Consider the following 13882-nt stretch of genomic DNA (forward strand, 5'->3'; position numbering starts at 1 on the left):
ATAAATACTTATTTTAGTACTATTGTACATGATCGAGGTCCTGGAGTACATTCGAAGAGATATTTTGCCTATTCAACTTTTTGTTGTCCCTCTCAACAGAAAAAGACCCCGGCATGAAGCCAGGGCCCTTTCCTTCTTGATGATTCAGTTTTATCCCTTCGGACGGACGAACAGCGCCGCCAGGAAAGAGAAAATGATGGCCGAGGATATCCCCGCACTGGTGACTTCGAATATCCCCGTCACGACCCCGATCCAGCCGTCCCTCCCCAGTTCCGTCAAGGCGCCATGCACAAGCGAATTACCAAAGCTGGTGATCGGGACGGAAGCTCCCGCTCCCGCGAATTTAACAAGCGGCTCATACAATCCGAACCCATCGGCGATGGCTCCGGCGACCACTAACGAACTCATCGTATGTGCCGGTGTCAGTTTAATAACGTCCATCATAATTTGCCCAATGACGCAAATCAGACCGCCAATAATAAACGCCCATAAAAACTGCATTGTGTTATCCTCCCATCTCTAAGGCTACGGCGTGAGCGATGCACGGAATGCTCTCACCCTGCTGGTAAGAAAGAGGCGACAGCAAGGCCCCGGTTGCAACGACCAGCACCTTTTTCAATTCGCCTTTACGCATCCGTTTCAAAATATGGCCATACGTGACAACGGCCGAACAGCCGCAGCCGCTGCCCCCTGCATTAACGTATTTCTGTGTTTCCAAGTCGTAGATCATTAAGCCGCAGTCGGCAAACACCGTACCGTCCATGATGACATCATTTTGTTTCAAGAGATCTTTGGCTATCGGAAGCCCAACGGAGGCCAGGTCACCGGTCACGATCAGATCATAATCCTTCGCTTGCCGGCCTGTGTCTTTAAAGTGCTTTGTTATCGTATCGGCTGCCGCCGGAGCCATTGCCGCCCCCATATTGAACGGATCCTTGATGCCCAGATCAACCACTTTGCCGATAGTGGCATACGTGACAGCAGGACCGTCTCCCTTGTCCGAAATGACCGAGCAGCCTGCTCCGGTAATCGTATATTGCGCATACGGCGGTTTCTGCGATCCGTACTCCGTCGGATAACGAAACTGCTTCTCGACCGTACAGTTGTGGCTTGCCGTGCCGGCCATGACATACTTGGCCCCTCCTGAATCCACGAGCATGGAGGCCACCGCGAGGCTCTCCATCGATGTAGAGCAAGCTCCGAATACGCCGATGTAAGGCACACCCAACTGTCTTGCGGCAAACGAGCTGCTGATGATCTGGTTCATCAAGTCCCCACCCACAAAAAACTGCAGCTGGTCTTCCTTGATGCCCGCCTTTTCGACCGCCTTGCTTGAAGCATCCTCCAGCAGTTTTCGTTCCGCTTTTTCCCATGTTTTTTCGTTGATCTCAATATTGTCGTAGATGTAGTCGAAATCATCGGCGAGTGGCCCTTCGCCTTCCTCAGGTCCTACAATCGTCCCCGTGCCGATAATGACGGGTTTGTTCTCGAACTGCCAGGTTTGGCCGATCACCTTCATCTCTCGTTACCTCCCCTCGATGCCAAAAATAGCGTAAATGATACCGATGATAAACGCTGCGACGGTACCAAATACAATGACAGATCCCGCCAGCTTAAACATGCTGGCCCCGACCCCCAGTACCAAACCCTCCGCGCGGTGCTCAAGCGCTGCGGAGCACATGGAATTCGCGAACCCCGTAACCGGCACGGCGCTGCCTGCTCCCGCCCATTGCGCAATTTTGTCATACACGCCGAAGCTGGTCAGAATGACGGAGAGTATAATCAGCACGGCTACCGTCGGATTGCTCGCTTCGGTGGTGCTCATGTCGAATACGGACATAAAAAACCGCTGAATGCATTGGCCGATCAAACAGATGAGACCTCCCACCAAAAAAGCGCGCAGACAATTTTTAAGTACGGCGCGGGGAGGTTCATGCTTTTTGGCAATTGCCTGATATTCCGCCGAGCTCATTGTGGTGATATCAGACTTCGGCTTTTGGTTAGAGCCTGACATTTCAATACACCTCCGCTTTTATTTAAGTATGGAATCCTCTAAAAAGGCTAAAGAGCCGCTATGGATATCACTCGATATCATTATGCTTTGAATGAACTCCCTTTATGTTTGGAAAATCATCCTTCTCACGTGGTAATCACAGCTTGTCCTAACGCCAAGATTGCCCCACACGAAAAATCAGCCTCCAGGAGTATCCCTGAAAGCTGAAATAAGAGTCGCCTGTCATCATTGCTGGAGCCGGTCATTATATAAGAATGTATTTCAGCAAAATGACGAGGAGGATGAACAGAACCATAATGAGCAGAAGTTCTCTGACTTCGGCATGATAGACGTTTACCTCAATCCCATGGTGCTTCATACTCTGCTCCTTCCCACGGACAACCAAAATTCCACTTCGTTTCTACATCGTATTCCTTTCCCGGATGCAGGGTGCTTGTTCCAACTACTAATAAATAATGACGTGTCTTTAGCGGTACGGGTTTTGTAGACTTTTCAGATATATAGGGGCATACTAGAAAAGGAAAAACTCTTACATACCTTTTTTAAAGGAGCGATTTCGTAATGAATGAATCAACACTGGAATTATTTCGTACTTTGACGGAATTCCCGGCTGCACCAGGCTTTGAGAGGGAACTTCGTTCCTGGTTGAAGGATGCCCTCTCTCCATATACAGATGAGTTCATGCAGGATCGGCTGGGCAGTCTGTTCGCCGTTCTTCGCGGTAACGATGAAGGTCCGAAAGTCATGGTGGCCGGTCACATGGATGAGGTCGGTTTCATGGTAACCGGCATAACCGAAGCGGGTATGGTCCGTTTCCAGCCGCTCGGCGGCTGGTGGAGTCAGGCCGTGCTTGCTCAGCGCCTGCAAATCATCACGGACAACGGCCCTATCGTCGGAGTTGTCGGCTCCATTCCTACGCATCTGCTGGATGAAGCGCAGCGCAGCAAGCCGGTCGACATCAAGACCATGTATATCGATATCGGTGCCGACAACAAGGCGGAAGCGGAAGCGTTTGGCATTCGTCCCGGATTGCAAGTGGCTCCGATCTGTGAATTTACGCCGCTGGCCAATCCGAAAAAAATCATGGCCAAAGCGTGGGATAACCGCTATGGCGTTGGCCTGGCAATCGAGCTGGTCCAGGCGCTCCATGGCGAGAAGCTGCCTAACACCGTTTACGCCGGCGCAACCGTCCAAGAAGAGCTCGGACTGCGTGGAGCACGTACTTCAGCCAACCTGATTCAGCCGGATATTTTCTTCGGATTGGATGCCAGCGCGGCAAACGACATGATGGGGGACAAGAGCCAGTTCGGTCAATTGGGTCAAGGCGCACTGCTCCGCATCTTCGATCCGACAATGCTGACTCACCGCGGAATGGTCGAGTACGTTCAAGATACGGCGGAGACAAACAAAATCAAATACCAATACTTCGTCTCGCCGGGCGGCACGGACGCAGGCCAAGTGCATCTTAGCGGCATCGGCGTTCCGTCTACCATCATCGGCATTTGCTCCCGCTATATCCATACATCTTCGTCCATCATCCACACGGACGACTACGAAGCTGCTAAAGAACTTCTGATCAAGCTCGTGAAAGGTTTGGATCGCACGACACTCCAGACGATTCTCGACCGGGCATAATCTATAAGAAAAGGGTATCCTGCAGGTCTCAAAGAGACCGCGGATACCCTTTTTCTTACTTCTTCCTTATGAAGATAACGTCTCTTTATGCCGTGCGAACCGAAAGGATAAAATCATCGTTAAATAGACAATAACAACCAGCGCTGTATTCAGCACAAATATCATGCGAAATCCTATAAGTCCCCCTGCCGACTGGCCCGGGAGCGCCAGCATGGCACCCCCCGCGGCCGTACCAAACATCATCCCCAGATTTCGTGACAGCGCCAAAATGCTGCTGATCAGGCCGAGGTCCGTTTTGGCTGTCCTGCCCATCACCAGGGAATTGTTCGGGGGCGTAATCATGCCCATGGAACCGCCGAGCAGGACGATAAGCAGAATCAGAAAGAAGATCGGATATGCCGGCGATACAAAACCGAGCACTAATAACGCTGCCGTCATGACCAGCAGGCCGGCAGACAATAACGGGAATGTCCCCAGCTTGTCCGACAGGCTCCCGCTCAGCGGCGAGAAAATAATCAGGGACAACGGATATCCCATCATGATCAGCCCTGCCGTGGCAGGTTCAACGCCCAGCTCGCTCAGCAAAAACACGGGCAACACAAGCTGTGCGGAGAAGGCCGCCATATAGGTGATGATCGTAATGATGATTCCTACGCTAACGCCTGTATCCCGAAACAGATCCAGCTTCATAAACGGGAGATTCCCCTTCCCTCCTCGTTCCCACCGCGACGATAGACACCACCCGATGAATGCAGCAGCTCCCGCTCCAAACACGATGAACAGCACGGCAACCTGCCATGAACCCCATCCCCACTGAGCCCCCAAATTGACGGCCGTAACCAGTCCGGTTAAGGATGTTGCAAAAAAGGCAGCCCCCGGGACATCCAATCGGCTTACGCCTTTTTCCGGTTCGTCCTTCGGAATGAAGCGCCGGGCAAACAACCATGCAATCAAGGAAACAGCCGTCAGCAGCCAGAAATTGCTCCGCCACGAAAACCACTGAATCAATATCCCGCCAAGACTCGGTCCGACCATCGAGCCTGCTGCAACAAACGTGCTGATAAGCCCGAGCGCTTTGCCGCGCTGTTCCTTCGGAAACACGGAGATGATCAGCGCCATATTGGTGGCTTGATACATAGCCGCTCCTACGCCTTGTAGAATTCGGGAAGATACCAGTCCGTTTAATGAAGGAGACAAGGCGCAGCAGAGCACACCTGCCATAAACACAAAATAGCCGATATTGTGGATTTTCCGCCTGCCCAGCATATCCCCGAGTTTTCCCATGACCGGAAGCAATATGGAGATAACAAGCAAATAGGCGGTGACGATCCACTGGGCCGTAGGGATGGTGGAATCAAACGTTCTGGCGATATCAACAAGCGCAATGTTGAACATGCCGGCCGACAGATTGGACAGAAAAGCCCCTAAACAAATGGTATATTGGACGATCATCCTTGATCTGTTATTCATGCAGGACTCACCAGCTTTATTCATTAATTTCTGTGCCGTTCATAGAAAAAGCTCCCGCATTCGAGAGCTTCCCTCTGTTAGAACCACGTTCTGACAAGCTAGCCGATGGCCGGCTGAGCCGTCGACATCGGCCGCAGCGGTTCCTCGGGCATTTGATCCATCCAAATATCGATAAGCTCCGCTACCTCACTAACTTTCCCGAAATAGCCTTCAATATTCTCAAGCGTCATTTCATGGGCCGTTGTCGAATACGATGCGCAAGCATCAGCTACAAGCACGATATGATAATCCAGCATAAACCCGTCCCGGGCCGTCGATTCCACACACACATTGGTGCTGACCCCCGTCATGATCAAGGTCTCGATCTTCAGCGTCTTCAATACCGAATCCAGCCTTGTATTCACAAAAGCGCTGTACCGGTGTTTATTGACAATAATATCGTCCTCCTCCGGCGATACCTCGTAAAATTCCGCTCCCCAGCTTCCCCTCCGGCATACGTTAGCCGAACGTCCCGAGGACCGGGTGGTCCATGCGTCGGAGTCCGTCGCTTTCTCGTGAAGCGTCTGAATGAAGATAACGGGGACGTTCAGCTCTCTGGCTGAATGCAGCAGCCTGTGCAGCTGCGGCATCATCGCTGCCACCCCGCTAACATCGCATCCCGCTCGAGGCAGTGCCCCCTCGGGATGGCAATAATCATTTTGCACATCAACGACAATGACAGCCGCTTTACTCCCAAGCATCAGCTGATTTAAAGATTTCATCGTGACTCTCTCCCCTTCAGACCTGTATTGGTAAGAATGAACCCTGCCGCTTACTTGTTGGAATGGTTCACAAACTGCATATCCACCAGCGCATCATAGGTGTAATCCCCTTTAAAAATCCCGGTCTCGATCATGACATCCATATCATGCTTCAACGCCTCTTCCGAGATCATCCCGTCCAAGCTCCAGAGATTGTCTGCATAGGCCCGGTCCAACGCAGCTTGGATGGCATCGTCAGACAACGTCGGGAATTCGGCTTTCAGGTTCTTCTTGGCCAGCTCTTTATCCGTCTGCACGACTTCCAGCGCTTCGATAATGGCATCGGTAAAGCTTTGCACGGCTTCCGGATCCTTCTCGATGGTAGACTTCTTCACGCTGAGCACCGAATACGAGAAATCTCCCAGATCATGAAACTTGTAAAACGGCTCTTCCCATACGTTCTTCGATATCCCGTCACTGATCTGCGGCTCGGCTCCGTTCGCTATGTCGGCTGCACCCTGCTGGACCATCGTCACCACCGTTGAGCCATCTGCCGGCTCCAGCAGCTGCACATCCTTTTCCGGATCGAGTCCAAGCTGAATCAAGAGATAGCGGGTCAGAAGGTTTGGCGTACCGCCGTGGCGACCGGCGTTAATCTTTTTCCCTTGCAAAAATGCCTTCAGGTCTTCGGGAGAATTGCTCGCAGGCGCGGTGCCTTTCTTGGCCATTAAATACACGTTCGCCCGATTGACAACATTCACGACCGAGATGATTGGATCGGAATTGTTGTTGTTAGCCAAGGCGTTGGACTCTGTCCCGCCGATAACACCCCAGGCATCTCCGCTGACCACGGCCGTTACGTGCGCCCCTCCGGCCGCTTGGATGACCTCGACGTCCAGCCCTCTTTTCTCAAAGAAACCTTCGCGCTGTGCGACGTACAGTGGCAGATAGCCCGTGGAGTGAAGCGGCTCGGCGATCACGATTTTCTTCAGCTTCCCGTCACCCGAGGCGGACACGGTGCTGGCGTCGTTTTTTTCATTGCCGCAGGCGCCAAGCAGACCGGTGACCATGACCAGTGCAAACAACAGTGAACGTTTCCTCATTTTTTGGTTCATATGAATTCCCCCTTTAATAGAAATAATGAGTTCGATTATTGTGTCTATTGTTTGGTCAATCCCTTGGATAACCACTTCTCCATCACGACCACGCCCCAGTACATCACCATGGACAGCAGCGACAGGACAACGACGCCCACCCACACGAGATTGATATCGAGTATCGTCCCTGCATACATAATCATTCGGCCGACGCCCTGACTTGAAGCGATAAACTCGCCTACGATGGCACCTGCCAGCGCAAGGGCAATGTTAATCCGCAAACTGCTGATAATCCAGGGCATGGACCAGGGGACAACGACCTTGGCAAAGACCTGATGCCGCTTGGCGCCCAGGGAATACATCAGCTTCTCCATATCCGGATCCACGCTCTTCACACCGCTGTAAGCAGACAGCGCCGAAACGACAACCGTCATGGAGAACGCCAGCGCCGCCTTGGAAAAGAATCCAATACCCAGCAGTATGACGAGTACGGGCGCCAAAGCGAGCTTGGGCATGGCATTCAAAATGATAAGATACGGCTCGCTGATCCCTGCATACGATCTTGACCACCAGAACGATAGCCCGAGCAGTGCACCGAGGAAGGTGCCGAACACAAATCCGAGTATGGTTGACCCGGAAGTGTACGTAATATCCCTTAACAACGTCCCCTCGGTCATTTGGGTCCAGGTTGTGCGAAGGATCGCGCTTGGGCTGCTCCAATAATAGGAGTCCAGCAGGCCGAGCCGGGTGAACACCTCCCATACCAGAAAAACAAGTACGGCCACAACGGCCCGCCCCCAGACGATCCGCCTGCTCCTCCGGCGCTCCATCGCCTCTTCATCCAAGATGTAGGGCACAACCTCCGGCCGTTTGGATGAACCCGTGGCAGGTTCCGCTGGTGTTACGGCATGTACGATAAAAGCCTCTTTGCGTGCAGTTTCCATCGGTTTCCCTCCTCATTCGTTCTTATTCCCTACGATATTAGTTCCTCATCATGTCCGGCTGACAACAAATCCATAAGATGATGCTTCAGCTCCATGAATGCCGGGGACGTCATGTCTTCGGTTTTGCGCGGACGCTCCATCGTTACGGTGATTTTGGACTTGATCCGTCCGGGTCTGGACGAGAACACGTAGATGTCATCCGACAGGTAAATCGCTTCGTCGATGTCATGGGTAACAAACAGCACCGTTTTCCCAAAATCCTCCCAGATCTGCAGCAGCCAGTTCTGCATGGTCAGCCTCGTTTGGGCATCCAGTGCGCCGAAGGGCTCGTCCAGCAAAATGATATCCCGGTCGTAGAGCAGCGTCCGCAGCAGCGCGGCGCGCTGTTTCATCCCTCCCGACAGCTCCTTCGGATAATGCTTGTCAAAGCCCTTTAGTCCATACTTTTCCATCAAGGGCAGCGCCCTCTCTACGGCTTCCTTATAAGGAACGCCTCGGACCTCCATGCCTAAAATGATGTTGTCGAGGATGGTGCGCCAAGGCAGAAGCATGTCCTTTTGCAGCATGTAGCCCACGTAACCGGTGGTGCCCACGATATCTTTGCCGTCAGCCATCACCTTGCCCGTGGAGGGCGGCATTAGACCGGCGATAATGTTAAACAGGGTGGATTTGCCGCACCCGCTGGGGCCGATAATGCTGACAAAACGCCCCTCCTCAATCGCCAGACTCGTCTCCCGCATGGCCGCAATCTCTTCCCCATTTCTGAGGAACCATTTGCTGACGCCCGAAATTTCAATTTTGTGAGTCATGCCTCTTCCTCCTCTTTTTTGATTTCATGATTTTTCAGAAACATCAAACATGTATTTTCAAAAGCGGATGTAACAAAAAATCGCCAGTCCAGCCCCAAGCCGCACACATGTGTGTGCCTTGGTACCAAACTGACGATCGGCCCGCTCTCTACTCGAGGTTGTTCAAAAAGTCATCTTTTGATCACGAAGCACCTACGCTCCGCTCCTCAGTCCCTAGCTTCATCCAACTAAAGCGTTTTGAAAAAACGCACATCGGAAGCATAAGCTTCGGTGCTGAAAACTGACTTTTTGAACCCGCACTACAAGAGTTCCGGCATGTCGTTCAGATATGCTTCTACATCCCTCTCCAAAAATACGATGGTACCGGAAAACTCGGTCTCTGCATCATAGTCTTTAAGAATGGAGATGATTTTAAATTGAAACTGCTGTTCCAAGGAGGTTCTAATCTCCTGCTTGAACACCTGAAATAAAAGGTGGTCCAACTGCCGGGTAGAGAGGGGGTAATTCTCATCCAGCAGTTTGAGGACGGGGACTCTACTATTCCTCGATACAATGATGATTTTGTTGCCAACGAAATCGACTTTTTGCTGCTTTACACCCACGTTAAATATTTTCTTATTTATCGCGTTGTAAACCCTCAAAAGATCCTGCTTGAGTTCGCCTGCTGTCATCATGGTTCAACATCCCTTTTGTGTAAATTAATATTACATTGACCCGGGTAGGTATAGGGTGTTTATCGAGTTTTTCTGTCCTTGGGTATAATTATAGGCGATATCGGGCTATTGTCAATACATAAACGTCAAAAAAGATAACAAAAACTTAATTAATGTCAATTTATATAACATTAACATAACATCTTTTTAAGTGTGGTTCCGTTTACTTTACTTCTGCCCTCTTCCTAAATAAAGAGTAATCCTGATCGGGCGTCGGGCCCCGTGCCCACGCCCTAAATCTATCACCTTGTTCTATTCCCCGTTAAAAATCCGTTCCAGGAACAAGACGCCCTCCCGCTTCTGGTGCTCATTGACTTCATGGCCGGAGAACGGATAGTCTCTTATTTCTTTTGCCGATTTCATTCGATTGTAAGCTGCATATATGGTTTCAGGCATGCAGACCGTATCCTTCCAACCAGCGGATACCATGACCGGCACCTGGATTCGCGGCGCCAGATTCAGCATGTCAAAGTACGATAGATGCTCCAGGATCTGATCCAATTGCTCCGGGTACCGCTTTATGTATTGGGCGATTTCGCTCAGCGAGCTGACCGAATGCAGAATCCCGTAATCCATTCTGCACATGTTGGGAATGTCGGCCACAATGGCCGCGACCTTCGGATTCAGGGCCCCTGCCAGCAGAGACAGTCCGCCACCCTGACTGCCGCCTACCACGGCAATTTTTTTCGGATCCACTCCGGGTTGCTGCGATGCCGCATCCACCGCTCTCACAGCATCCATAACGACTGCCATGTAATAGGAGCGACGAATATCTGTAATCCCCTGTGTCACCCAGCCTTTAACCACGCCGCTGTCCAATGGCAGCAGATTCCCGGTCTCCCCGCCCTGTCCCCTGACGTCAGCGGCAAACACCGTATAACCCAGCATCAGCCAGTGAGCATACCGTTCTGGAAATCCACGGTCTCCGGAATAACCCGGGAAGGTTACGATACACGGTCGGGGTTTTTCGTCCGAAGGTTGCATAGCTGGAGCGATATACCAAGCATGGATGGGCGTATCATCATAACCATGATAGGTTACCTTGGATACCTTCATATGGGGATATGGCGTCGCTTCCGGCTGAATGGCCATGTGAAGCGGCTTGCCGCTATACGACTTCAACACTTCCTCCCAAAATCGATTCAATGCCTCCTCGTTGATCGTAGGTTCCGTATACAAGTTGCCAAGCTCTTTCTTACGCAGGTCAATGGTATTCATTCTGAGTTAAATCTCCTTTTCGCGAGTGAAGTGAAGGTTCTTGTAACATGGTTATTTCGGCAACACATCCGCAATCCCTTTCGAAACGGTAGGAATTCATGCCGGTTTATTACGTTTTCTCTCAAAATAACGAATTGATCGGGGCTCCAATCGTTATCTTTTCTAAAAAAATTAAAAAGCGATCATAGATTTATAGAGTTGAACATATCATAATAGAAACTATGAAAAACCAACGGGTTGATATAAACGATGCGCCCGCCAGAGCAATACGACATCTTATAGCGAATGGAGACGATGAATATGCTGCAAGGTTTAACAAGCGCAGGACTCGGAAAGCTTGAAAGCGATTTACAGTTTATCGAGCTCGCGGCCAAATATGAATTCCAATGCGTCGATATCGATGCCAAAGGTCTTGTAGACCGCCTAGGCACAGAAGCGGCGGCCGATATGCTGAAATCCCGCCAACTGGAAATCGGGGCGATCGGCCTTCCCGTGGAATGGAGAGGGTCGAACGAGCAGTTCCTAAGCGGACTTGAGAAACTGCCGGCAGCAGCGGCAGCGGCCAGTGCCCTTGGCTGCACTCGCTGCTGTACATACATTCTTCCTTCCACTGATGCACCCGCAGCTCATTTCATGGCTCTGGCCACCACAAGGCTGCGGACTTGTGCCAGCATTTTGGGAGCATACGGAATTCGATTGGCCCTGGAGTTCGTAGGCCCGCATCATCTGCGCACCCAATGGAAGAACCCGTTCATCTGGACGGTACAAGAAACATTGGATTGGATCGATGCCATCGGGGAACCGAATGTCGGGCTGCTATATGATGCCTATCACTGGTACACCAATGAGATGACGGTTTCGGATATCCGGCAGCTGCGGGCTGAACAAATCGTTCATGTCCACATTAATGATGCGAAGAATATTCCCGTGGGGGATGTTCTCGATAATGATCGGGTTTATCCGGGTGAAGGCGTAATTGATCTGCCAGGGTTTCTTAAGGCTCTGAACGATATCGGCTATGCAGGCCCGGTTACACAAGAAATTCTGACGCCTTCCACACCAACGGGCACGCCGGAAGAACTCGTTGCCAAATCACGTCAAGCCTTCAACAACGTATTCGGTGCTGCAGGATTATAATTAGAGGTTCCATGCATGCTGAGGGCGGTTAACTGACTGGCAGATACTCAGGACTGGCAAACTCTCCGTGTCACGCGGTGGGGAAGCCACGTCACATAACGGAATGATTCCACCTGTTCAGGGGAACACTGAAATGGTAGGTTAAGCACCTTTTCAGGAGGTCTCAGGAATGAACGGATTTAAGAAGGAAGAACGGGATAACTTTACGGATCTGTCTACCGTTGAGTCACAGCGAAACGATCTGGTGGCCGAGGAATTTCCCGAGGGACCTTACGGTTCCGATCTCCGCAGCGATTCCCTTGGAAAGAGCACCCCATGGCGCAAGGATCAGCGGCCTCCGAATCGGTTTGATTATGAGGATCGCAACCTGCACATGGGCATTGAACGAGAGTATCCTGGCGAAGACGAGAGCATTCAAGCAGACCCGGGACAAAAGAAACCCGAGTAGAGCCAACCTAAAAAACCAACCGTCGTTCTTTGGACAAGACGGTTGGTTTTTGTCGTAACCAGGCTTGTAACCTCCGCTTCGCAAGCATAACGGCCTATAAAAACACATAAAATGGCAAAAGAAAAACGCCGATCATCATACTTTTTCAAAAAGACAAACCGCATGTGGCGGATGTTTTTCTTGTGAGAACCTTCTATCGACTCGCTGTCCCACGAAGAGATACACCGTCGGCTGCGGTTAGAGAGAGGAAGGAGTGGAGGGAGGAGCACATGCCTATCAAAAAGGAAGATGAATTCGTGATTTATGTTATCACGTTATCCAGCGTAAAGCGCTATATGTCCATTGAATTTATCGGGGGGTCTTGCGGTTATATTATCGCTCAAAAAGCGCTCCAATCCGATCTGCTCGGCATGATTGGCAGTATGATCGCTCCAATGGCGATTCGCCGCGTGCTGCAATGGCAACAGCGCAAATCCGAGCGTCAGGTGCGCTTTGGGCTGCATTCACTGACCAAGCCGAGCAAGCTGAGCCCTACATAAATCAAGCCAGCAGCAGCTCACAGGCTGGCCAGAACAATTAATTGAACCCGTATGGTAAAGGCCTCTTGCCAAGCATGCGGTTTGCGGCCCCGAGAAAACAAGCTAAAGCCACTTCCATCACAGGAAGTGGCTTTAGTAGCTCTATATCGACATTCCCGTTTCGGTCATCAGTGGTTAACACAGCTTGCTTCCTACCGCTTCTGCTTGTAAAACTCATGATACAGCTTCATCAGCGCCCGCTTCTCGATCCGCGATACATAGCTGCGCGAAATGCCGAGTTCCTTGGCAATCTCACGCTGCGTCCGTTCTTCTCCGCCAGCTTCCAGTCCGAAACGTCCAATAACGACTTCCTTCTCCCGGTCGTCCAATATATCGAGGTTCCGGTAGATTTTACTCTTCTCAATCTTCAACTGCACGGCATCCACGATATCATCCGCTTCGGTCCCGAGGATATCGATAAGTGTAATCTCATTCCCCTCTTTGTCCGTTCCAATCGGATCATGAAGAGATACGTCTTTTCGTGTCTTCTTCAAGGAACGAAGATGCATCAGTATCTCATTTTCTATACAACGGGCAGCAAATGTCGCCAGCTTCGTGCCTTTATTCGGCCTGAAGCTTTCAATCGCCTTGATGAGTCCTATCGTCCCGATGGAAATCAAGTCTTCTAAATCCTCGCCGGTGTTATCGAACTTTTTGACGATGTGCGCAACCAGCCGAAGATTATGCTCAATCAGTTTATTGCGCGATTGAGGATCGCCTTCGGCCATTCGCTGCAGATGTTTAGCTTCCTCTTCCTCGGTCAGAGGCTGGGGAAACGCGTTGTTTTTCACGTACGAAACGAGCAGGGTCAACTCTTTTATGAACAAAGCAATTGCGGTAAACAATCCAGGCACTTTAGGACACCTCCTGCGAAGTTACAATGCAACCGGCCCTTATCGCGCTCGGTCTCTCGGTCTTCTCATTGTATGTAGGCAACGGCCCAGAAGTGCCTGTACGCGGGAAAGTGATTCGTAAAAACGTTTAATCTCCCACATCTGTCCGACCATTCATAAAAGAAAGCCCGCAATTATACGCCAATTGTTTTTTTGGTTGATTCCTCAACCAAGCAACGAACTACC

At 51.0% G+C, this 13882-nt stretch carries 15 protein-coding genes; 4 read left to right on the top strand and 11 right to left on the bottom strand.

Going from position 1 to position 13882, the window contains the following annotated elements; genetic code table 11:
* Positions 1-150: 150 nt before the first annotated feature.
* The 3 genes from spoVAE to spoVAC are packed head-to-tail and all read right to left on the bottom strand — an operon-like array spanning position 151 to position 2014.
* The gene (gene spoVAE / locus ACETK5_RS19395; RefSeq protein WP_100535866.1) at positions 151-501 is read right to left on the bottom strand and encodes a stage V sporulation protein AE; all 351 of its coding nucleotides are present in this window, start codon (positions 499-501) and stop codon (positions 151-153) included.
* Positions 502-505: 4 nt separating this feature from the next.
* Positions 506-1519 carry a stage V sporulation protein AD gene (spoVAD, locus tag ACETK5_RS19400; RefSeq protein WP_100535865.1) on the bottom strand — a complete coding sequence of 338 codons (1014 nt, stop codon included), beginning with the start codon at positions 1517-1519 and terminating at the stop codon, positions 506-508.
* A 6-nt stretch (positions 1520-1525) separates the two neighbouring features.
* Entirely contained in the window at positions 1526-2014 is a 489-nt protein-coding gene (gene spoVAC, locus ACETK5_RS19405) for a stage V sporulation protein AC (protein WP_100535864.1), read from the bottom strand.
* A 561-nt stretch (positions 2015-2575) separates the two neighbouring features.
* Here spoVAC and ACETK5_RS19410 point away from each other — a divergent pair.
* On the top strand, positions 2576-3649 hold the full coding sequence (locus ACETK5_RS19410; protein WP_394057181.1) for a M42 family metallopeptidase: 1074 nt from the start codon (positions 2576-2578) through the stop codon (positions 3647-3649).
* A gap of 66 nt (positions 3650-3715) precedes the next feature.
* On the opposite strand, the gene ACETK5_RS19415 is transcribed toward ACETK5_RS19410, so the two are convergent.
* The 7 genes from ACETK5_RS19415 to ACETK5_RS19445 form a co-directional block, all read right to left on the bottom strand.
* On the bottom strand, positions 3716-5119 hold the full coding sequence (locus tag ACETK5_RS19415) for an MFS transporter (protein WP_394057183.1): 1404 nt from the start codon (positions 5117-5119) through the stop codon (positions 3716-3718).
* A gap of 98 nt (positions 5120-5217) precedes the next feature.
* Positions 5218-5880, bottom strand: coding sequence for a cysteine hydrolase family protein (locus ACETK5_RS19420; protein WP_100535861.1), 663 nt, complete (start codon positions 5878-5880; stop codon positions 5218-5220).
* A gap of 50 nt (positions 5881-5930) precedes the next feature.
* Positions 5931-6974 carry an ABC transporter substrate-binding protein gene (locus tag ACETK5_RS19425; RefSeq protein WP_326112492.1) on the bottom strand — a complete coding sequence of 348 codons (1044 nt, stop codon included), beginning with the start codon at positions 6972-6974 and terminating at the stop codon, positions 5931-5933.
* A gap of 44 nt (positions 6975-7018) precedes the next feature.
* Positions 7019-7900: an ABC transporter permease gene (locus ACETK5_RS19430; RefSeq protein ID WP_394057186.1), complete on the bottom strand. Its 882-nt coding sequence runs from the start codon at positions 7898-7900 to the stop codon at positions 7019-7021.
* Positions 7901-7929: 29 nt separating this feature from the next.
* Positions 7930-8709 (bottom strand): ABC transporter ATP-binding protein, encoded by a 780-nt coding sequence (locus tag ACETK5_RS19435; protein WP_394057188.1) that lies wholly within the window; start codon positions 8707-8709, stop codon positions 7930-7932.
* A 299-nt stretch (positions 8710-9008) separates the two neighbouring features.
* Positions 9009-9383 (bottom strand): Na-translocating system protein MpsC family protein, encoded by a 375-nt coding sequence (locus ACETK5_RS19440; protein ID WP_326112496.1) that lies wholly within the window; start codon positions 9381-9383, stop codon positions 9009-9011.
* A gap of 291 nt (positions 9384-9674) precedes the next feature.
* On the bottom strand, positions 9675-10640 hold the full coding sequence (locus ACETK5_RS19445; RefSeq protein ID WP_394057189.1) for an acetylxylan esterase: 966 nt from the start codon (positions 10638-10640) through the stop codon (positions 9675-9677).
* A gap of 300 nt (positions 10641-10940) precedes the next feature.
* On the opposite strand from ACETK5_RS19445, the gene ACETK5_RS19450 reads away from it, so the two are divergent.
* The 3 genes from ACETK5_RS19450 (at position 10941) to ACETK5_RS19460 (ending at position 12764) form a co-directional block, all read left to right on the top strand.
* Complete coding sequence (locus tag ACETK5_RS19450; RefSeq protein WP_394057191.1) at positions 10941-11777, top strand: sugar phosphate isomerase/epimerase family protein; 837 nt, start codon at positions 10941-10943, stop codon at positions 11775-11777.
* Positions 11778-11946: 169 nt separating this feature from the next.
* Positions 11947-12225 (top strand): hypothetical protein, encoded by a 279-nt coding sequence (locus ACETK5_RS19455; protein ID WP_100535854.1) that lies wholly within the window; start codon positions 11947-11949, stop codon positions 12223-12225.
* A gap of 269 nt (positions 12226-12494) precedes the next feature.
* Positions 12495-12764 carry a hypothetical protein gene (locus ACETK5_RS19460; RefSeq protein ID WP_246059428.1) on the top strand — a complete coding sequence of 90 codons (270 nt, stop codon included), beginning with the start codon at positions 12495-12497 and terminating at the stop codon, positions 12762-12764.
* Between the two features lie 191 nt (positions 12765-12955).
* Here the strand turns inward: ACETK5_RS19460 and sigK are convergent, their stop codons facing one another.
* Positions 12956-13657, bottom strand: a complete 702-nt coding sequence (gene sigK / locus ACETK5_RS19465; protein ID WP_006208952.1) for an RNA polymerase sporulation sigma factor SigK — start codon at positions 13655-13657, stop codon at positions 12956-12958.
* Positions 13658-13882: the final 225 nt, after the last annotated feature.

The sequence above is a fragment of the Paenibacillus ilasis genome (assembly GCF_043195395.1).
GTDB lineage: Bacteria > Bacillota > Bacilli > Paenibacillales > Paenibacillaceae > Paenibacillus_AQ > Paenibacillus_AQ lautus.